This is a genomic window from Pseudomonas sp. LF020 (genome assembly GCF_053456425.1).
Genome location: NZ_JBRFIX010000007.1, coordinates 336,588 through 354,882 on the forward strand (window position 1 = coordinate 336,588; position 18,295 = coordinate 354,882).

General features: G+C 61.5%; 19 protein-coding genes. 10 read left to right on the plus strand and 9 right to left on the minus strand.

What is annotated here, in order from left to right; translation table 11 throughout:
* Positions 1-35 precede the first annotated feature (35 nt).
* Both ACU680_RS18775 and ACU680_RS18780 read left to right on the plus strand, forming a co-directional pair.
* Entirely contained in the window at positions 36-1,367 is a 1,332-nt protein-coding gene (locus ACU680_RS18775; protein WP_448180240.1) for an aminotransferase-like domain-containing protein, read from the plus strand.
* A 161-nt stretch (positions 1,368-1,528) separates the two neighbouring features.
* Positions 1,529-1,915 carry a c-type cytochrome gene (locus ACU680_RS18780; protein WP_367084936.1) on the plus strand — a complete coding sequence of 129 codons (387 nt, stop codon included), beginning with the start codon at positions 1,529-1,531 and terminating at the stop codon, positions 1,913-1,915.
* Here ACU680_RS18780 and ACU680_RS18785 read toward each other — a convergent pair.
* Positions 1,912-2,796 carry a LysR substrate-binding domain-containing protein gene (locus tag ACU680_RS18785; protein ID WP_448180224.1) on the minus strand — a complete coding sequence of 295 codons (885 nt, stop codon included), beginning with the start codon at positions 2,794-2,796 and terminating at the stop codon, positions 1,912-1,914. The two genes, ACU680_RS18780 and ACU680_RS18785, sit on opposite strands and share 4 nt — an antisense overlap.
* Positions 2,797-2,956: 160 nt before the next feature.
* On the opposite strand from ACU680_RS18785, the gene ACU680_RS18790 reads away from it, so the two are divergent.
* The 3 genes from ACU680_RS18790 to ACU680_RS18800 all read left to right on the plus strand — a co-directional run bounded on the left by ACU680_RS18790 (position 2,957) and on the right by ACU680_RS18800 (position 6,208).
* Complete coding sequence (locus ACU680_RS18790) at positions 2,957-4,258, plus strand: NAD(P)/FAD-dependent oxidoreductase (RefSeq protein WP_448180225.1); 1,302 nt, start codon at positions 2,957-2,959, stop codon at positions 4,256-4,258.
* A 51-nt stretch (positions 4,259-4,309) separates the two neighbouring features.
* Complete coding sequence (locus ACU680_RS18795) at positions 4,310-5,395, plus strand: polyamine ABC transporter substrate-binding protein (protein ID WP_367084932.1); 1,086 nt, start codon at positions 4,310-4,312, stop codon at positions 5,393-5,395.
* A 96-nt stretch (positions 5,396-5,491) separates the two neighbouring features.
* Positions 5,492-6,208 (plus strand): hypothetical protein, encoded by a 717-nt coding sequence (locus ACU680_RS18800; RefSeq protein WP_448180226.1) that lies wholly within the window; start codon positions 5,492-5,494, stop codon positions 6,206-6,208.
* Between the two features lie 49 nt (positions 6,209-6,257).
* Here ACU680_RS18800 and ACU680_RS18805 read toward each other — a convergent pair whose 3' ends face one another.
* The 3 genes from ACU680_RS18805 to ACU680_RS18815 all read right to left on the minus strand — a co-directional run bounded on the left by ACU680_RS18805 (position 6,258) and on the right by ACU680_RS18815 (position 9,225).
* Positions 6,258-7,901 (minus strand): sensor domain-containing diguanylate cyclase, encoded by a 1,644-nt coding sequence (locus ACU680_RS18805; RefSeq protein WP_448180227.1) that lies wholly within the window; start codon positions 7,899-7,901, stop codon positions 6,258-6,260.
* Positions 7,902-8,129: 228 nt separating this feature from the next.
* Complete coding sequence (locus ACU680_RS18810; protein WP_448180228.1) at positions 8,130-8,531, minus strand: hypothetical protein; 402 nt, start codon at positions 8,529-8,531, stop codon at positions 8,130-8,132.
* Positions 8,532-8,655: 124 nt separating this feature from the next.
* Positions 8,656-9,225: a chorismate mutase gene (locus ACU680_RS18815; RefSeq protein ID WP_448180229.1), complete on the minus strand. Its 570-nt coding sequence runs from the start codon at positions 9,223-9,225 to the stop codon at positions 8,656-8,658.
* A 126-nt stretch (positions 9,226-9,351) separates the two neighbouring features.
* Here ACU680_RS18815 and ACU680_RS18820 point away from each other — a divergent pair, with 126 nt between their 5' ends.
* Positions 9,352-10,710 carry an MATE family efflux transporter gene (locus ACU680_RS18820; RefSeq protein WP_448180230.1) on the plus strand — a complete coding sequence of 453 codons (1,359 nt, stop codon included), beginning with the start codon at positions 9,352-9,354 and terminating at the stop codon, positions 10,708-10,710.
* A 98-nt stretch (positions 10,711-10,808) separates the two neighbouring features.
* The gene (locus ACU680_RS18825; protein ID WP_448180231.1) at positions 10,809-11,369 is read left to right on the plus strand and encodes a YceI family protein; all 561 of its coding nucleotides are present in this window, start codon (positions 10,809-10,811) and stop codon (positions 11,367-11,369) included.
* Positions 11,370-11,384: 15 nt separating this feature from the next.
* Here ACU680_RS18825 and ACU680_RS18830 read toward each other — a convergent pair whose 3' ends face one another.
* Together ACU680_RS18830 and ACU680_RS18835 are read right to left on the minus strand one after the other, a co-directional pair.
* Positions 11,385-11,597, minus strand: a complete 213-nt coding sequence (locus ACU680_RS18830; protein WP_448180232.1) for a YXWGXW repeat-containing protein — start codon at positions 11,595-11,597, stop codon at positions 11,385-11,387.
* 41 nt (positions 11,598-11,638) lie between these two features.
* Positions 11,639-11,962 (minus strand): YXWGXW repeat-containing protein, encoded by a 324-nt coding sequence (locus ACU680_RS18835; RefSeq protein WP_007965936.1) that lies wholly within the window; start codon positions 11,960-11,962, stop codon positions 11,639-11,641.
* Positions 11,963-12,205: 243 nt separating this feature from the next.
* Here ACU680_RS18835 and ACU680_RS18840 point away from each other — a divergent pair, with 243 nt between their 5' ends.
* Positions 12,206-12,892 carry a GNAT family N-acetyltransferase gene (locus ACU680_RS18840; protein ID WP_448180233.1) on the plus strand — a complete coding sequence of 229 codons (687 nt, stop codon included), beginning with the start codon at positions 12,206-12,208 and terminating at the stop codon, positions 12,890-12,892.
* 191 nt (positions 12,893-13,083) lie between these two features.
* Here ACU680_RS18840 and ACU680_RS18845 read toward each other — a convergent pair whose 3' ends face one another.
* Positions 13,084-13,722, minus strand: coding sequence for a TetR/AcrR family transcriptional regulator (locus tag ACU680_RS18845; RefSeq protein WP_367086167.1), 639 nt, complete (start codon positions 13,720-13,722; stop codon positions 13,084-13,086).
* Between the two features lie 86 nt (positions 13,723-13,808).
* Between ACU680_RS18845 and ACU680_RS18850 the strand changes: the two genes are divergently transcribed.
* A complete protein-coding gene (locus ACU680_RS18850) occupies positions 13,809-14,396 on the plus strand; it encodes an NAD(P)H-dependent oxidoreductase (RefSeq protein WP_448180234.1) in 588 nt (195 codons plus the stop codon).
* A gap of 96 nt (positions 14,397-14,492) precedes the next feature.
* Here the strand turns inward: ACU680_RS18850 and ACU680_RS18855 are convergent, their stop codons facing one another.
* Entirely contained in the window at positions 14,493-15,611 is a 1,119-nt protein-coding gene (locus ACU680_RS18855) for a DmpA family aminopeptidase (RefSeq protein WP_448180235.1), read from the minus strand.
* Between the two features lie 173 nt (positions 15,612-15,784).
* Positions 15,785-16,900, minus strand: coding sequence for an extracellular solute-binding protein (locus ACU680_RS18860; RefSeq protein ID WP_448180236.1), 1,116 nt, complete (start codon positions 16,898-16,900; stop codon positions 15,785-15,787).
* A gap of 111 nt (positions 16,901-17,011) precedes the next feature.
* Here ACU680_RS18860 and ACU680_RS18865 point away from each other — a divergent pair, with 111 nt between their 5' ends.
* The gene (locus ACU680_RS18865) at positions 17,012-17,791 is read left to right on the plus strand and encodes a helix-turn-helix transcriptional regulator (RefSeq protein WP_367084909.1); all 780 of its coding nucleotides are present in this window, start codon (positions 17,012-17,014) and stop codon (positions 17,789-17,791) included.
* Positions 17,792-18,295 lie beyond the last annotated feature (504 nt).

An 18,295-nucleotide genomic window follows, 5' to 3' on the forward strand; every position in this document is an offset into this window, starting at 1 on the left:
AGCACAATCAAATAATTGTCATGGATACATCCAGTATGCCGCGCTCGCGCTACAAGACCCTCGTTGACGCCTACGCCGCGGACATTCGCGCGGGGCGTCTGGCACCGGGAACCCGACTGCCGACTCACCGGGAACTGGCGGCCAGTGCTGGGCTGGCACTGGTCACCGCGTCGCGGGTGTACGCCGAGCTTGAAGCGATGGGGCTGGTCAGCGGCGAGACCGGGCGCGGGACGTTTGTGCGCGAAACCTCGTTGGCGCCGGGGCAGGGCATCGATCAGAAAGACGTCGCGGTCGGCATGATCGATCTGAATTTCAATTACCCGTCGCTGCCCGGTCAGGCCGACCTGTTGCGGACGGCGTTACGCCAGTTGGCGCTGTCCGGTGATCTGGAAGCCTTGCTGCGTTATCAACCCCACGCCGGGCGCCAGCATGAGCGCGCTTCGGTTGCGCAGCATTTGCAGGCTCGCGGGGTGCACGTCGATGCCGGGCAGGTGTTGATCGTCAACGGTGCCCAGCAAGGGTTGGCGGTGACGCTGATGGCCTTGCTCAAACCCGGGGATGTGATTGCGGCGGATGCGCTGACGTATTCCGGCTTCAAGGTGCTGGCCGAAGCGCTGCATCTGGAAGTGGTGGCGATCCCGCCCGGTGAGCACGGGCCGGATCTGGCGGCGCTGGAAAAACTGTGCCGCAGCCGTTCGGTGCGTGCGATTTACAGCATGCCGACGCTGCACAATCCATTGGGTTGGGTGACGCCGATCAAACAGCGCGAGCAATTGGTCGCGCTCGCCCGCCGCCATGATCTGACGATCATCGAAGACGCGGCCTACGCCTTTCTGGTGGAAAACCCACCGCGTACCCTGGTCGATCTGGCACTGGAACGCACGGTGTACGTGTCGGGACTTTCGAAGAACATTGCCACTGGCCTGCGCGTCGGTTTCATTGCCGCGCCGCTGCAGACGGTGCCGGCGCTGGAGCGGATCATCCGCGCCACCACCTGGAACACCCCCGGCTTGATGACCGCGATGGCTTGCGGCTGGCTCGACGATGGCACCGTGACCCTGCTGGAACAACAAAAACGCGACGACGCCAAGGCCCGGCAAATGCTCGCCGCCGAGTTGCTGCAAGGGCTGACTTGCATCGGTCATCCATCCTCCTATTTCCTGTGGCTGCCGCTGCCGGAGGACGTGCGTGCCGATCAGATTGTCGTGGAATTGATGCGCGAGCAGATTTCGGTGACCACCGCCGAGCCGTTCGCGGTGTCAGCGCATGTGCCGCACGCGATTCGGCTGGCGTTGGGGTCGGTGCCGATGGATGTCCTGCGTCAGGCATTGATCACCGTCAGAAAGGTCATCGGCGCTTATCTGTAAAAAACACCTGCTGTGAATACCCCTGTGGCGAGGGAGCTTGCTCCCGCTGGCCTGCATGGCAGGCCCAGACTGGGGTCGCTACGCAACCCAGCGGGAGCAAGCTCCCTCGCCACAAAGTGTTAGCCTTGCCTCAATTGCATCACACCGTTTTGGAACGCCCGATGAAAAACACCGTTTCACTGCTTCTTGCCCTGACCGCAACCGCCGTGCTGTTCAGCTCGACCACCCACGCCGCAGGCGATCCCGCCGCCGGCGAAAAGATCTTTCCGCGGCTGTGCGGCGGCTGCCATCAGGTCGGGCCGGACGCGCGACCGGGGTTCGGCCCGCAACTCAACGGCATCATCGGCCGACCCGCCGGGACCTCGGCCAATTACGTGTATTCCGACGCAATGAAGAACTCCGGCAAGACTTGGGATCGCGATACGCTGACCGCGTATCTGAAAGATCCAAAGGGCGTGGTGCCGGGCACGCGGATGATTTTTTGGGGCCTGAGTGACGAAGAGAAGATCGATAATTTGTTGGCGTATCTGCAGCAATTCGCCAACTAAAGAATTTTCTCGGCCTGCCCGGCGAACCACTGCGTGACCACCGCGCACGCCGGGTTTGATGCCGCTGCCGGCTGCAGGCACAACGCGTAAATTCCGCCCGTCTTCAGCGGTGGTCCGAACGGCACCACCAGCACCCCACGCTCGATGGACTCAGCCGCGAGCGTCATGTCGGTCACCGCCACGCCCAAACCTCGCGCGGCCGCATCCAGTGCCAACTCGTCGAGGTTGAACGGGATGTGCCGGTAACTTTCCAGCGGCTTGCCGCCGTTGGCCGTCAGCCATTCAATCCAGGCCTGCCGATCGGCAGAGCGATGCAGCAAGGCGAACCCCAGCAAGTCTTCGACCGAGCGCGGCGCGTTCGCCAGATTGGGCGAACAGACGGGCACCAGCGTTTCCTCGAACAGCGTCAGGTAATCCGCGTCATTGTTTGGCTGCGGCAAGTAAAGAATGTAGGCGTCGCTGTCACTGGCCGGTTCCACAACCTCGGTGGCGACGGTTTCGATCGCCAGCGAAACCTCGGGGTGGCGGAGATAGAAGTCACTGAGTTTGGGCAGCAGCCAGCGCACCGCCAGTGACACATGCATACGAATGCGGAACGGGCGTTGCTGTGGAGCGAGGCGTTCTTCGAGGGTTTTCAGTTGCTCGAGAATGTTGATGGCGCTGGCCAGCACCTGTTCGCCTTCCGAGGTCAGGCGCAGGCTGCGGCTGGTGCGAATAAACAGCGCGACATTGAAATGGCTTTCCAGTTGCTGGATCTGCCGGCTCACCGCGCTTTGGGTCAGGCACAGCTGTTGCGCAGCCTGGGTGAAGCTGGCGCAACGGGCGACTTCTACCAGCGTCTGCATGGCCTGCAGGGAGGGCACGTGGCGGATTTTATCCATGCGTTTTCAGAATGGCTCGATGATTTTATAACGTTGGTTGGGCAAGCCGAGACCTTATAGATTTTAGCTCTGGCGGCGAACCTTGTGCTTTTTCCATGCGATTCACGCATGAGCAAAGGTGAAAGGCAAGCCGTGCAACGACAGTCGAATGAGGTCAGCAATGGAAAACGTATGTGGCTGGATCGCCCAGGCCGGCAGCTCGCCGGAGCGCGGTCGCCTGAGCGGTGCGCAGAAAGCCGATTGGCTGGTGATCGGTGGCGGGATTACCGGCCTCAGCGCCGCGCACAACCTGGCACAAATGCACCCGCAGGCACGGATCGTGGTGGTTGACCGCCAGCGTGCGGCGCAGGGCGCTTCGGCGCGCAACTCTGGGTTTGTCGTGGCCCACGAACATCCGGCCGACAGTGAATTGATCGGGGCGCCAGGCTTTGCCGGGTTCGAAATCGACACGGCGATTTCCCGTGCCGCCAGCGATGCGGTGCGCCAGGCCATCGCGCAACATGCCATCGACTGCGACTTTCGCGACAACGGTTATTTCTTCGCTGTCAGCGACGCCGCCAAGCTCAGCCATGTCGACGCCAAACTGGCGACCTTGCGTGCCCTCGGTGCCCGCGCAGAATTTCTCCAGAGCGATGCGCTGGCGCAAAAACTCGGCACCCGGCACTACGCGGCGGGGATCTGGTGCGGCAACGGCAATGCGCTGTTGCAACCGGGCAAATACGTGAAGGGCCTGCTCAATGCGCTGCCGGGCAATATCAGCGTTTACGAGCACGCCGACATCAGTGGTCTGGAGCGCATCAGCCACGGCCGGCTGCGGGCCAACGCCGTGGGTGGCAGCGTCGAAGCCAAGCGGGTGCTGGTGTGTCTGAACGCATTCATTCCCCGGGTCGGCATTCATGACAGTGGCACTTTCCCGATGGAACTCAGCGCCAGTCTCACCCGGCCGCTCAGCGATCAGGAATTTCAGGCGATCGGCGCCGTCGAGCCGTGGGGCGTGCTCTCGACCCGGCCGCTGGGCGCCACGGTGCGGCTGACCCCGGACCGGCGGGTGATGATCCGCAACACCGCCGAATACCGTACGCGCGACTTGTCAGAAAGCGAACGGGTGCAGCGCCGCGAACACCATGTGCGCGGCCTGCGACGACGCTTTCCGTTTCTCGGCGCGCAAGACATCCAGTACACCTGGACCGGTCATTTGAGCGCGACTCGCAGCGGTCAGGCGTTTTTTCAGAAGGTGGAAGAGGGCGTGTTTGCCGTCGCCGGTTGCAACGGTTCCGGGGTGGCGCGCGGCACGCTGTGGGGGCGCTTGCTGGCGGAACTGGCGTCGGGCGTCGATTCACCGCTGCTGCAATCGGTGATGCAGCGCGCCGAACCCGGTTGGTTGCCACCGCGACCTTTTTTCGACATCGGTGCCATGCTGCGCATGCGCGTGGAGGCAGTCCGGGCCAGAACAGAAATCTGAAGTTTCGCCTACCGCACAACAACAAAAGCCACTCAACACAGGTGACAGACCATGCGCATTCACCCACTTTCCCTGGCAGTCCTGCTCGCGGCCAGCACGGCCGCTTGTGCCGACGAAACCGTGAACATCTCCAACTGGAACAGCTACATCGCCCCGGACACTCTGGCCAATTTCACCCAGGCCACCGGGATCAAGACCACCTACGACATTCACGACAGCAACGAAGTGCTGGAGTCGAAGTTGATGACCGGCAACACCGGTTATGACGTGGTCAGCCCGTCGAACCATTTTCTGTCGCGACTGATCAAGGCTGGAGCGATTCAGAAACTTGACCGGTCGCAGCTGCCGAACTGGAAAAACCTCGACCCGGTGCTGCTGCAAAAACTTGAAGTGAACGATCCCGGCAACCAGTACGGCTACCCCTACATGTGGGGTACCGCCGGCATCGGTTACAACGTCGAGAAGATCAAGGCGATTTTCGGCAACACCGATATCACCCAGTCATGGGACTTTTTCTTCAACGAAGAAAACATCAAGAAGCTCAGTCAGTGCGGTGTGGCGTTTATCGACAACCCGACCCAGGTGCTGCCGATCACGCTCAACTACCTGCACTTGCCAGCACACAGTCATGAACCGGCGGATTACAAACAAGCCGAACAGCAACTGCTGAAGATTCGCCCGTACATTCAGTACTTCCACGCCTCGAAGTACATCAGCGACCTCGCTAACGGCAATGTCTGCGCGGTGATCGGCTTCAACGGCGACATCGTTCAGGCCGCCGCCAGCGCCAGGGAAGCGAAAAACGGCATCAACATCGCCTATTCGATCCCTAAAGAAGGCACGACCCTGTGGTTCGACATGGTGGTCATGCCCAAAAGCGCGCCGCACGAAAAGAACGGCTACGCCTACATGAACTATCTGCTTGACCCCAAAGTGGTGGCCAACATCAGCAACAGCATTCACTACGCCAATCCCAATGCGGCGGCGGATCAGTACCTCAACGCGGACGTGAAACAGGATCCGGCGATCTACCCGCCCAGGGAAGTGATGCAACGGCTGTTCACTGTGGAAGAGCTCCCGGCGGCGATTGCACGGTTGTCGACGCGGTTGTGGACCAAGTTGAAGACCAATACCTGAGTTCGCTCGCTTGATCCGGGTCAGGCACGCAAGCCTGGCTCGCCAGCACGTGCGGGATTCAAGAAATGCGGATGGCGGGCGATACGACTGTCACCCATGTTCTGGATCCTGCCTGCTATGAAGAAGATTCTCGGTATTGTTTGTGCGCTGGCATTGCTCTCTGGTTGCGTGACCAAAAACCTCAGCACTGAAGACCGCCAGCAGATCAAGACCGTGAAGGTGTTGCCGGTGTTTGTCGCGGTCGACAATTTCCAGTACACCAGCATGACTCAGGCATGGAGTGCAGGTCTGGGCGCGGGTACCGGGGCAGCAACCGGCATGGTGGCCGGTGCATCCTCTGCCGGTACAGCCGCACTGACGGGCGCAGGCTCCGTGGCTGGCACTAAAACGGGCGATGTGCTGACCGGCGATATTTCCCGAGCGATCCAGAACAACATGAAAGCCAACGGTATCGACCTGAGTCAGTTGATCCGCCAGAGTTTCGTCAAACGCATCCAGCAGGAACGAGTCTTCACTGTCGTGGGTGAGGGCGAGCAGGCTGACGCCGAGGTGGAAATCCTCGTGATGCAGTGGGGGCTTTCCCTGAAGAACTACAGCACCGTGCTGTACCCGGTTATTGGCGCCAATGCTTCCATCAAGCGCAATGGTTCTGCGGTGTGGCGTAATTTCGAAACCATTTCAGTGTTCAACGACGCCAACACCATCGCCTATACACCGGAGCAATATGCGACCGATCCCGAGGCATTGCGCACGGCGTTCACCCATGTTTCCGATCTGGTGATGAAAAAACTTGTCGATGATTTGAAACCTTGATTTTTCGGCGAGGACAATTCGACTCATTGCACCTCGCTGTGATCACTGATCAGGCGATTTGATTACGGCCCGCCGCTTTCGCCTGATACAGCTGCTGATCGGCACGTTTGATCAGCATCGTGTGGCTGTTGTCCGCCGGATCGGCCAGAGCGACGCCAATGCTCACGGTGACTTGTCCGATGTTGGGGAAGTGCGCTAGGGCCACGGCGGCACGGATTTTCTCAGCGACCACCTCCGGAGTATCAGGCTGGGCAACTTCCGGCAGCAGCACGGCAAATTCCTCGCCGCCGTAACGGGCGACGAAATCGGTGGCACGCACGCTGACCTGAATGAGTTGCGCCAACTGGAGTAGCACGTCGTCGCCGATTGCGTGGCCGTAGGTGTCGTTGACGCGCTTGAAGTGATCGGCGTCGATCAGCAGCAGGGCAAACGGTCGCCCGGTGCGGCGGAACAGCAGACTGTATTCGCTGAGTTTCTCGTCGAAACGGCGGCGGTTGTAGACGCCGGTCAGTGCATCGTGGGTCGCCAGGTTCAACAGTTCGGCATTGGCCTGCATCAAGGCGGCGGTGCGCTGGGCGACGGTGGCTTCCAGCGAGGCGTTGGCTTCCTGCAGTTCGCGCTCCTTGGCCAGCAGCGACCGGGTCATGGCGTCGATCGACTGCCCAAGCTGGGCGATTTCCCGCACCGGGTGCTGCAGCGGAAAGTGTACGCCGGGCTGCTGGTTCTGCACCTGTTTGGCCGAGTGCGCGAGTTGCTCGATCGGCCGGCTCAGGTACTGCGCCAGGTAATACGCCACCAGCCCGAACGCCACGGCGGCGGCTACCCCCAGCAGCAACAATTTATAGAGCAGCAGGCGCGCCGGCTCCAGAGCAGTGTCCAGTGGCTGGCGCACGGCGATCGACCAGGACAGCGCGGTACTCGAAGGCGTCGGTACGGTGACCATGCTGGTCAGGTAACCGTTGCCGACCGACCAGCCCGGCAACTTCGGATCATTCACCGCCAGTTGCTGGCCCATCAGGGCTTCCGGGTACAGCACCTTGCCGTCGTGATCGATGATCAGCGCTTCGATATCCGGCGATGCATTTTTATGCGAGAACGCTGCCGACTCGACAATGCGCGTGACCCAGCTCCAGTGCGCGTGCGCCCCCAGCACGCCAATCACCTGACCGTCGGCGTTGCGGATCGGCGCGGCGAAGTCGATGAAACGCAGCGGTTCGCCGTTGGGCGTTCGCGGTAGCAGTTTGGCCAGCAACACCGCTTCGTGCGGATCACCGGTGTACTCACCGCGCAGGCCAGACTGGAACCATGGCCGCTGCTGCACCGATTGCCCGACCAGCAGATCATTGACCGCTTGATGCACATTGCCATCGGCATCGGTCACGCCCATCCAGGCATACTCGGCACGGGCCTGGGTGCGCAGTTGCATCGATTTGAGAATCGCCGGGTTGTCGAGATCGCCGCGTTCCAGATGCGGCGCACGGCTGAGCAGGTAGACCTCCAGCTGGCGCTCGCGCAACTGGTCACCGAGCAACGTCGCCGCCGAACGCGCGGTATTGAGCAGGGCATTGCCGCTGGCCTGTTTCATCTGTTCGGTGGCGATATGCCCGACATAGAAGCCGACGCTCACCAGGGTTAGCAGGGACAAACCGGCGAACCAGAGGGTCAGGTGGCTTCGCAGACTGGCTTTGAGCATGGGCAGGCAAATTCTGTTTGGAAGTTGTGGCCACATGTTATGCGTATTAAGCGTCGGGCTGCCAGTCGGTCGCTTCGGTTAAGCATCGTCGGAAGTTTCCCCGGATGCTCTATAGGGCAAGATCCTTTCTGACGCTGATTGTTGAAAAGAACCACGCCTGCAAACGATGAAATGAAAAAGCCCGGCTGATCAGGCCGGGCTTTGTTTGACTGCTTCAAAACCGTTGTTTCATGCGTTGCGGCTTTCGATCAGACGATCCGAGCCACCTTCGGCAACGCGGCGTTCCTGCAAACGATCCGAGCCACCTTCAGCCACGCGGCGTTCCAGCAGACGATCCGAGCCACCTTCAGCCACGCGACGTTCTTGCAAACGATCCGAGCCACCTTCGGCAACGCGACGTTCCAGCAGACGATCCGAGCCACCTTCAACCACGCGACGTTCTTGCAAACGATCCGAGCCACCTTCGGCAACGCGGCGTTCCAGCAGACGATCAGAACCACCTTCAGCCAAACGGCTTTCAATCAACTTGTCCGAGCCGCCTTCAGCGACCAGGGTGTGAGCGGGTGTTGCTGCAAAAGCGTTGACTGCAAGAACCGAGAAAGCGATGCCGAGGAAGGTCTGGCGTTTCATGATCGTGTGCTCCGGGGTGTATTGGGTTGGTATGGAGCTGATGTTACGCCGCGGATTTTGTATGAGAACTTCATTGACGTGATGGTGACTATCGACGCCAGCGATGTGTGCCGCAACGGCTGATCTAGAGCTTCTGTGCCCGAATGCACAGCTCTCCGGTGGCGCGGATCAGGGCCAGATCATGCAGTGCGTCGTGGGTCAGACCCTGCCGGGCCTTGGCCAGCCAGACCGGGCAATTCGGGTCGCGGCGATGCGGCGCGAAGTCGGCGTACTGGCGCAGCAGGCGGGTCTGCAACTCGTCCAGGCGTGGGCGAATCTGCTTCGCCAGATCCGGTCGTGGGGTGTCCGGCGCCGCACCGGTCGTTTGCCATTGCGCGAGCAATCCGTACTGCACCAGTTTGTTCGCCTCCATTTGCGCGGCGATCAACTGGGCCACGTCTTCGGGGTCGAGCTGGTGTTCGGTCGCCAGGGTGCGGGCATTGGCGATGACCTGGGCTTCGCGTGGGCTGTCCTGAATCGGCTTGCCGCTGTCCCATTTGGTCAGCGCCACCAGGTCGCCGATATTCAGGCGTTCGTTCAAGGTTGTCAGCAACGAACGCAACGATTGGGCGGGGGCAGTGGCTTCGGCGGCGCCAGCAAGGTGGCTGAAAACCACCAGCAGGGAACAGGTCAGGGCATTTCGCAACAGGGTCATGGGCAGGTGCGTTCCACGGAAAATAGTGCCGACATTTAAGCCTTGAGCAGAGGCGATGTCGACCGACTTTAACCCGCCCATCTAGCGTAATATCCCTCGCATCTCCCACCCCGAGACCGATCCTCAATGCAAACCCCCGCCATCAGCAAACCCCTCTGGCAAACCTACCTGCTGTTCCTCGCGCCGATGGTGCTGTCCAACTTCCTGCAATCGATGTCGGGCACGGTCAACAGTATCTACATCGGGCAGATGCTCGGGACGCAGGCGTTGGCAGCGGTGTCGGGGATGTTCCCGATCATCTTTTTCTTCATCGCGCTGGTGATCGGCCTGGGCGCGGGCGCCGGGGTGTTGATCGGCCAGGCGTGGGGCGCGCGTGAGGCGCACATGGTCAAGGCGATCGCCGGGGCAACGCTGTTGCTGGGGGTGTTGATCGGTTTGCTCGCGGCGGTGCTGGGCAGTGTGTTTGCGCGGCAGGCCTTGCAGGGGCTGGGGACGCCGGCGGATGTGCTGGACGACGCGGTGGCGTATGCGCACGTGATGATGTGGATTCTGCCGTCGATGCTGGTGTTTGTGCTGTTCACGCAATTGCTGCGCGGGGTCAGCGACACCGTGTCGCCACTGTTGGCGCTGAGCGTGTCGACCTCGGTCGGGCTGGCGCTGACCCCGGCGCTGATCCGTGGCTGGTTCGGTTTGCCCCAACTGGGAATCCAGAGCGCTGCCTTCGCCGGTCTGGCCGGTAACCTGTCGGCAATGGCTTGGCTGGCCTGGCGGCTGATTCGCAAGCAGCATCCGCTGGCGCCGGACCGTGAGTTCTTCGCGGCACTGCGGCTGGACGGCGCGATTCTCGGCAAGGTGTTGCGCATCGGCCTGCCGACCGGGGTGCAGATGATCGTGTTGTCGCTGTCGGAGCTGGTGATTCTGGCGCTGGTCAACCAGCACGGCTCGCAGGCGACGGCGGCCTATGGCGCGGTGACGCAGATCGTCAACTACGTGCAGTTTCCGGCGCTGTCGATTGCCATCACCGCCTCGATCCTTGGCGCCCAGGCCATTGGTGCCGGGCAACTGCAGCGTCTGGGAGCGATCCTGCGTACCGGGCTGTTGATCAACGTGTGCCTGACCGGTGGCCTGATCGTGCTCGGTTACCTGTTGTCGCACTGGTTGCTGGGGTTGTTCCTGACCGAAGATTCGACCCGGGCGATGGCTGAGCACTTGCTGCACATCATGTTATGGAGCCTGCTGGTGTTTGGCTTCCAGGCGATCATCGGCGGCATCATGCGCGCCAGCGGAACGGTGCTGGTGCCGGTCATTATTGCGATTGTCTGCGTGGTCGGCGTGCAGTTGCCGGCGGCTTACTGGCTGGACGGGCAGTACGGTTTGCAGGGTGTGTGGATGGCGTTTCCGGTGGCCTATCTGGGCATGCTGGTATTGCAGACGCTGTATTACAAACTGGTCTGGCAGCATCAGAAGATCGAGCGGCTGGTCTGAGCCTGAGCCACACCGGCAGACAAATGACATGGCGCAACCGCGGGTTGTTTGCTTAAGTCAATCGAGGCCTAGAAGGTTTGCCCTGTCCGGAGAATCCCATGCGTGCCCGATTCACCGCTGTGGCAGTGTTTACCAGCCTGTTCGTCATGACCTGCACGCATGCCGCTGAATACAACCGCGTCAACACTACCGCCAGCAAGATCAGCTTTATTTACAAGCAATTCGGCAATCAGGTTTATGGCACCTTCGGCAAGTTCGACGCGACGCTGCAGTTCGACAGCAACAACCTCGCCAGCGCCCACACCACGTTGCACATCGACCTTAACAGCATCGACGCCGGCAGCGTGGACGCCAACACCGAGCTGGTGAAGCCGGCGTGGTTCGATACCCAGCGCTTTCCAGTGGCGGTATTTGAATCCAGCCGTTTCAGCCGGGTGACGGACGATCACTATCTGATCGCCGGGCGTCTGACCCTCAAGGGCATCACCCGCGAAGTGCAGGTGCCGGTCGAGCTGAAACCGGACAGCGCGATCGGCATTTTCGACGGCGAACTGGTCCTCAAGCGTGACCAGTTCGGGCTCGGTGCGGGGGAGTGGGCGGACACCGTGGTGTCCAACGACATCGCGATCAAGTTCAAGGTGGTGGCGCCACAGCAGTGACGCCACCGCTGGCGATCAATACGCGCGCCAGTGCCCCGGCACCCAGCGCCATTCGTTGCCGCCCCAGCGGTAATGCCCGGCGACCCAGTGATAGCCCGGCGCAGGCATCACCGGTACGACTTCCACCGGTGGCTGTGGCCGGTGCGGCCGGGCGGGGGCGACGACGCAACCGGACAGGGTGATGGCCACCAGCGAGGCGGCGAGCAAGGCTTTAACGCTTCTGGACATGGGGTGTTCCCTATAGAAGAAGTGTGCAGGTCGACGGGCAATCAGCGCACCCAGCGCCCTTCAACCCAGAACCAGTTCGGCCCGCGTGCCTGCCAGTGGCCGGGCCGCCAATGCGCGCCGTGGCGCACCGGTTGCCAGTGCCCCGGCATCCACACATAACCGCGTCCTTCCCAGCGCCAGTGTCCCTGATCCCAGACATAACCGGGACGCGGCCCGGGCATCACTTCCATGCGCATCGGCGGCGGGGCTTGCTGAACGATCACCACCTGCTGGGCAAACACCGGCGCACTGGCCAATGCGGCCAGGGTCATCGGCACCAGCAGCAGGGTTTTTCGCCATTTGAACAGTGAACGCAACACGCTCATGACAACTCCTCAAGGCCTGCGTAAAAAAGAGAACGCAGTTGCAGAATTGGACGCCAGATCGGCAAAAGATCCGCTGTGCAGCAGATGAAATTTTCTCCACTTTCCTGTAGGAGCTGCCGCAGGCTGCGATCTTTTGATCTTGTTTTTAAAAAATCAAAAGATCGCCGCCTGCGGCAGCTCCTGCATAAAGCGGGTGGCGGGACGGGGTATGATGTCGCGGTTTTCCGCCGGAGTTCAGCTGTCATGCCACGCATCACCCACTACAAAACCCCATGCCCCGAAAGCGTCAACAGCCAGATTCTGCAACTGGTGGTCGATTACCTGACCGACATCAGCGCGGTCGGTCTCGGCCCGAGCAATCTGCTGTACAACGTCTATCAGTACGCGGTCGGTTATGAGGTGCATCTGTATCTGGAAGCGCTGAACGGCGAGAAGGGCACCGAGGTGGAATTGCTGGTGGCGACGGCCGAAGACGACCCGGAGCAGGTCACCGGTTTCCTTTTGTACCTGCCGGTGCAAGGCGATTGGGAGGCCTGCAGCGTTGCCTACATGGCCGTGCGCGAAGGCTATCGTCGCCAGGGCGTGGCGCGGGCGATGATCGGCGAGATGGTCAGCCGTTATCCGCATGCCGAACTGACCTGCAGCGTTGGCAAGGTGCCGTACTTCGAGGCGCTGGGCTTCGAAGTGATGGGCGCGCGCGAAACCCAGGTGCTGATGAGCACCCGGCATTACCGCAGCAACGGCCTGCGCGGCTTTATCGACACCACGCCGATCTATCGCTCGCTGGAAGTGCAGCAGATCCACACCTACCTGCTGCAAAAAAATGGCAAGCGCGCGATGCTCGATGCCGAGAAACAGCGCGACCGGCACCTGGATCAAACAACCCGGCACGTCGAAGAGTTTGTCCGTCAGCGCCTGACGCTGCACTGATCCCGTGCAAAAAACAGACAAAAAAAGAGCCTCAAGGCTCTTTGATGGGGAGAAGTAGAGCCCACGAGGCTCAAGCTGCGCATGAAACAAGGAACGGGCTTGATTGGGGGTTCAGAACACCCGTTCCCTACGCCGCCGCTCAGGAGTGAAGCGACTGCGTACCTTCATCATGGGAACGCGCAGGGGCCGACTCAAGTACCGCTAGTCGCACGGGCGGCGGCCCGTTCCACCATGGCGATGATGGTGGCGAACAATTCGTCCTTTGCTTGCCCGGCACTGATTTCAGCGCTGGCGGCGGCATTCGACAACGCCTCGGCGGCACCGAGCATGGCGCGCAAACCGGCCTGGGTGATTTCACCGCCAGCCGCCAGCGGTTGCAGCACGCTGCGGCACTTTTCGAGGAAAATCACTTCGTAATCGCGCTTGATCTTCTCCAGCTCCGGCGTGCTGCCCAGCGCCGCAATCACCCCCGGAATCTCGTTGCCCTGCAATAACACGCAATCGACATACGCCGTGGCGATCACCGTCGCGGTATCGATCAGCGTCGGCGGGCAATTGTCGATGGCGGCGTCCATCACTGCGGTCTGGCGCGTATCGAAATCCCGGTACAGCGCCGCGAGCAGCCCCGAGCGGGTGGTGAAGTGGTCGTAGACCACCGGTTTGGTCACCCCGGCCTTCTCCGCCAGATAACCCAAAGTCAGCGCATCGGTGCCCTCGGCGCGAATGATCTGCCAGGCAACATCGAGCAACTGGCGATTGCGATCTTCGCGCGACAGACGACGGCGCGGTTGGGCAGGGGAATCGGCTTCGGTCATTTCAGTGGTTGACATCGTTAATATACCAAACGTAACTTACTGTTCGTAACTTACCAAGAGTACATAGCCCTTGGTCAGCGCAAACTTACAGGAGAATTCCCATGCATGCATTGATTGTTGTAGCGCATCACGAGCCGCGTTCGCTGACCCACAGCGTGGCGACGCAGATTGCCCAAGGCCTGACCCGCGCCGATTCGGCCAACACCCATGAGATCGCCGATCTGTACGCGGAGGGGTTTCAGCCGGTGTTCGGCGCGGCGGATTTCGCCGTGCATCACCGTGAAGCACAACCACCTGCCGACGTGCTGGCGGAACAGGCACGGATTGATCGAGCCGACGCGCTGGTGCTGGTGTTCCCGGTGTACTGGTGGTCGATGCCGGCGCTGCTCAAGGGCTGGATCGATCGAGTGTTCAGCAATGGCTGGGCGTTTGATTTCGCTGGCGACCTCAAGCATGTGAAGAAGCTGCAGCGCCTGCGCGTGCATCTGGTCGGCCTCGCTGGCGCGGATGAGCGCGCCTACGAGCGTCACGGTTATGGGCCGGCGATGAAGGCGCAGATCGAGCACGGGATTTTCGATTACTGCGGGGCGACGGTGGTCAGCTCGACGCTGATGGTGGAATCGGAAGTGCGTGACCCGCAGGAACATCTGCAGACGGCGCGGCACCTCGGCGCCCAGATGTTCACCTGAGTCGCACCCCTGTAGGAGCTGCCGAAGGCTGCGATCTGTTGATTTTTGAAAGCAAGATCAAAAGATCGCAGCGTGCCGCAGCTCCTACAGGTGTTGTCAGTGTGATCCGGGCCAGCCGGACTTGGCGAGGGCGGCGAGCAGCGTTTCTGAATCCAGCCCCGGCACTGCATGCCCGTTGCCCTCGGTGCTGTCGCTGGCGAGCAGGGCATTGATGATCGCTTCTTCGACCGCTTCGGTGGCGGCCAGGAACAGTTCGCTGATGTGGTCGTTGTTAACCATGCACAAGCTGTCGCAGGTTGGCGCGCCTTTGCCTTCGTAGGCGGCGGGCGGGATGTGTTGGTTGCCGGTGGCGAAGGCGATGAAGATGTCGCCGCTGTGGTCTTCGTTACCACCGCCGCTGCGCGCCAGGCCGAGGCTGGCGCGTTGCGCCAGACGCGTGCATTGATGCGGCAGCAATGGCGCGTCGGTGGCAAGGCAGACCACGATCGAACCCATGCCCGGATGCGGCAGCGCAGCACGCAGGAACGGCGAATCCACCTGCTCCATGTAGCGACCCACCGGATAACCGTCGACCCGCAACTCGCTACGAATACCGTGGTTGGCCTGGACGATTGCGCCCACCGTCCAGCCACCCTGAGCGCTGCTCAACCGCCGTGAGGCGCTGCCGATGCCACCCTTGAATTCATGGCAGATCATGCCGCTGCCGCCACCCACTGCACCTTCCTCAACGGCGCCGTCATGCGCGGCACTCAGCGCCTCGGCGACATGCTCGGGCTTGACGTGAAAACCGTTGATGTCGTTGAGCAGACCATCGAAGGTTTCCAGCACCACCGGCATGTTCCAGTAGAGGCGCCCGTCGTCCGGTTGCTGCTGGCGATCCAGCGCAATCAACGCATCGCGCACGACGCCGAGGCTGTGGGTGTTGGTGAAGGCGATGGGACTGGTCAGCAGCCCGGCTTCACGAATCCACTCAAGGCCGGTGGCGTCGCCATTGCCGTTGAGCACATGCACCCCGGCGAAACACGGTTGCTGATTGGTCGAGCCGCGACGCGGTTCGATCACGGTCACGCCGGTGCAGATGTCACGTCCGGTTTCGCTACGGCCACGCACGTTACTGTGGCCGACGCGCACGCCGGGGACATCGGTGATGGTGTTGAGCGGGCCGGGTTGCAGCTGGCCGATGCGGATGTTGAGGTCACGGGCACGGGGTTTCATGGTTTGTCTCTCTATAAAAAGGCAGAAATGAATCAAACGGGTTCAATACAAATTCCTGTGGGAGCGTGGCTTGCCCGCGAAGGCGTCCGTCCAGCCAGTGCATGTGTCGCCTGACACACCGCCATCGCGGGCAAGTCACGCTCCCACAGGTTTTGTGTGGTTTGCAGGTGGGGTTACTGGCCGTTCTTGACCTTGCTCCACACCCGCGTGCGCACCCGCTCGATGGCTTTGGGCAGCGGCTCCAGGGTATACAGGGTGGCCATCGCCGCCGCGGACGGATACACCGCCGGGTTATCCCGCGTGGCCGCGGCCACCAGTGGTGTCGCCGCCCGATTGCCGTTGGGGTACGACAGGTGATCACTGATCGGCGCGATCACTTGCGGGCGCAACAGGTAGTCGATGAACGCCAGGCCCTGAGCGCGGTTCGGCGCGTCCTTGAGCAGCACCAGCGTGTCGAACCACACTGGCGCGCCTTCCTTGGGCAGGCTGTAGGCGATCTTCACGCCGTTGTGCGCCTGCTCGGCATTGGTTTTGGCTTCGAGCATCGCGCCGGACCAGCCGACCGCCACGCAGATGTTGCCGTTGGACAGGTCACTGATGAATTTCGACGAGTTGAAGTAGGCAATGTGCGGGCGCAATTTGAGCAGCAGCGCTTCGGCTTTCTGATAGTCCTCGGGGTTGGTGCTGTTGGGCGGTAATCCGAGGTAGTGCAGGGCTACCGGGAGCATCTCCGACGGCGAGTCGAGCATCGCCACCCCGCACTGGCCAAGCTTGGCGAGGTTCTCTTCCTTGAACAGCAGATCCCAGGAATCCAGCGGCGCCTTGTCGCCGAGCGCGGCACGCACCTTGTCGACGTTGTAGCCGATGCCGTTGGTGCCCCACAGATACGGCACGGCGTATTGATTGCCAGGGTCGTTGTGGGCCAGTTTGCTCAGCAGGTCGTTGTCCAGATTGTTCCAGCCCGGCAATTGATCGCGGGGCAGCGGGGCGAGGGCGCCGGCCTTGATCAGCGTCGGCAGGCTGTAGTTGCTCGCCACCACCACGTCGTAACCGCTGCGGCTGGTCAGCAATTTACCTTCGAGCACCTCGGCGCTGTCGAAGGTGTCGTAAACCGGCTGAATGCCGCTGTCGCGCTTGAAGTCGGCCAGGGTGGTGGGGCCGATGTAGTCGTACCAGTTGTAGACGTGCACGCTCGGTGCATCCGCGGCACTGGCGGCGAATGTGACGCCAACACAGGCGAGCAGGCCAAGGTTGATGCCCCGGTTGATATAGCCACGACGACAACGCATGATGCGGCACTCCTGGCCTGCGGCAGGCCGGTGATTGACAGGAGTGCTCAGCCTATCGGGGCGGGCGCGCCTGACCCATTCCCATCATGGGTTACTCAAAAGGGGTAGAGCGTGGACGCGTTGTTGCAGGAGTTGCCGGTGCATCAGAGTCTGGCGCGGGTGTTCGCCGCCGTCGGCCAGGACGCTTTCTGGCGCGCGCTGGTGGACACGCTGCGGCTGCTGGTGCCGCTGGACAACGCGCTGGTGGCGCTGATGAAGGCGGGGCAGGCACCGCGATTGCTGATCGACTTCGACAGCAAGGGCCGCGCCGATGAGCAGGAAGAACTGGCCAGCTACAGCGCCGGGATGTATTTGCTCGATCCGTTCTATCAAACCGCCTCGACCGGCATCGCCGATGGCCTGCACAGTCTGGCCTCGGTGGCGCCGGACCAGTTCCTGCACAGCGAGTATTACCAGAGCTATTTTCGTTCGGTGGTCGGTGAGGACGAATTGCAGTTCATGATCAACGTCGAGGGCGGCGTACTGGGCCTGTCACTCGGGCGCGCGTCGGCTTTCGATCTGGCCGAGCAGGGCCGTTTGCTCTGTGTGCGCGACTGGGTGTTGGCGGCGATGCGTCGTCATGTGCAGCTGTTGCCGCCGCAAGGCGCTGGCACCGAGCCGGTGGCGGGGGATCTGGCAACGCTGCTCGACCGCTTCGATGCGCGCCTGACCACCCGTGAAGTCGACACCGCGCGCCTGATCCTGCAGGGCTTTTCGAGCAAGGCCATTGCCCAGCAGATGGGCATCTCGCCGGAGACGGTGAAGGTGCATCGGCGCAATCTTTATCACAAGCTCAATGTGAACGGGCATGGCGAGTTGTTCGCGCTGGTGCTTCGCCCACCCCCTGCCTGAATCACCACAAATCCCTGCGGGAACTGGCATGTCAGCGATGGCGGCCTACAAGCCGACCAACCTCCCAACTGAATGCACTCAATCCAACTGTGGGAGCCAGCCTGCTGGCGATGGTGGCCTATGAGCCAACCAATCCCCGCCTGAATGCCCTCGGTCAAAATGTGGGAGCTGGCTTGCCAGCGATGGCGGCCTACAATCCGACCAACCTCCCAACTGAATGCACTCAATCCAACTGTAGGAGCCAGCCTGCTGGCGATGGTGGCCTATGAGCCAACCAATCCCCGCCTGAATGCCCTCGGTCAAAATGTGGGAGCTGGCTTGCCAGCGATGGCGGCCTACAAGCCGACCAACCTCCCAACTGAATGCACTCAATCCAACTGTGGGAGATTCTATGTTGCTCAGCAACCCTAGAATCTCAAACTGATCGGTATTCGCCCTGATTCTTCATCAGGGCGAATGCCACTCGGCAGAGCTTGCGAGCAAGAGCTACCAATGCCTGTGTTT

Bases quoted from the DNA above. Each gene is read 5' to 3' on its own strand.
- ACU680_RS18775 (WP_448180240.1), top strand. From the start codon at position 36: ATGCCGCGCTCGCGCTACAAGACCCTCGTTGACGCCTACGCCGCGGAC.
- ACU680_RS18780 (WP_367084936.1), top strand. From the start codon at position 1,529: ATGAAAAACACCGTTTCACTGCTTCTTGCCCTGACCGCAACCGCCGTG.
- ACU680_RS18785 (WP_448180224.1), bottom strand. From the start codon at position 2,796: ATGGATAAAATCCGCCACGTGCCCTCCCTGCAGGCCATGCAGACGCTG.
- ACU680_RS18790 (WP_448180225.1), top strand. From the start codon at position 2,957: ATGGAAAACGTATGTGGCTGGATCGCCCAGGCCGGCAGCTCGCCGGAG.
- ACU680_RS18795 (WP_367084932.1), top strand. From the start codon at position 4,310: ATGCGCATTCACCCACTTTCCCTGGCAGTCCTGCTCGCGGCCAGCACG.
- ACU680_RS18800 (WP_448180226.1), top strand. From the start codon at position 5,492: ATGTTCTGGATCCTGCCTGCTATGAAGAAGATTCTCGGTATTGTTTGT.
- ACU680_RS18805 (WP_448180227.1), bottom strand. From the start codon at position 7,901: ATGCTCAAAGCCAGTCTGCGAAGCCACCTGACCCTCTGGTTCGCCGGT.
- ACU680_RS18810 (WP_448180228.1), bottom strand. From the start codon at position 8,531: ATGAAACGCCAGACCTTCCTCGGCATCGCTTTCTCGGTTCTTGCAGTC.
- ACU680_RS18815 (WP_448180229.1), bottom strand. From the start codon at position 9,225: ATGACCCTGTTGCGAAATGCCCTGACCTGTTCCCTGCTGGTGGTTTTC.
- ACU680_RS18820 (WP_448180230.1), top strand. From the start codon at position 9,352: ATGCAAACCCCCGCCATCAGCAAACCCCTCTGGCAAACCTACCTGCTG.
- ACU680_RS18825 (WP_448180231.1), top strand. From the start codon at position 10,809: ATGCGTGCCCGATTCACCGCTGTGGCAGTGTTTACCAGCCTGTTCGTC.
- ACU680_RS18830 (WP_448180232.1), bottom strand. From the start codon at position 11,597: ATGTCCAGAAGCGTTAAAGCCTTGCTCGCCGCCTCGCTGGTGGCCATC.
- ACU680_RS18835 (WP_007965936.1), bottom strand. From the start codon at position 11,962: ATGAGCGTGTTGCGTTCACTGTTCAAATGGCGAAAAACCCTGCTGCTG.
- ACU680_RS18840 (WP_448180233.1), top strand. From the start codon at position 12,206: ATGCCACGCATCACCCACTACAAAACCCCATGCCCCGAAAGCGTCAAC.
- ACU680_RS18845 (WP_367086167.1), bottom strand. From the start codon at position 13,722: ATGTCAACCACTGAAATGACCGAAGCCGATTCCCCTGCCCAACCGCGC.
- ACU680_RS18850 (WP_448180234.1), top strand. From the start codon at position 13,809: ATGCATGCATTGATTGTTGTAGCGCATCACGAGCCGCGTTCGCTGACC.
- ACU680_RS18855 (WP_448180235.1), bottom strand. From the start codon at position 15,611: ATGAAACCCCGTGCCCGTGACCTCAACATCCGCATCGGCCAGCTGCAA.
- ACU680_RS18860 (WP_448180236.1), bottom strand. From the start codon at position 16,900: ATGCGTTGTCGTCGTGGCTATATCAACCGGGGCATCAACCTTGGCCTG.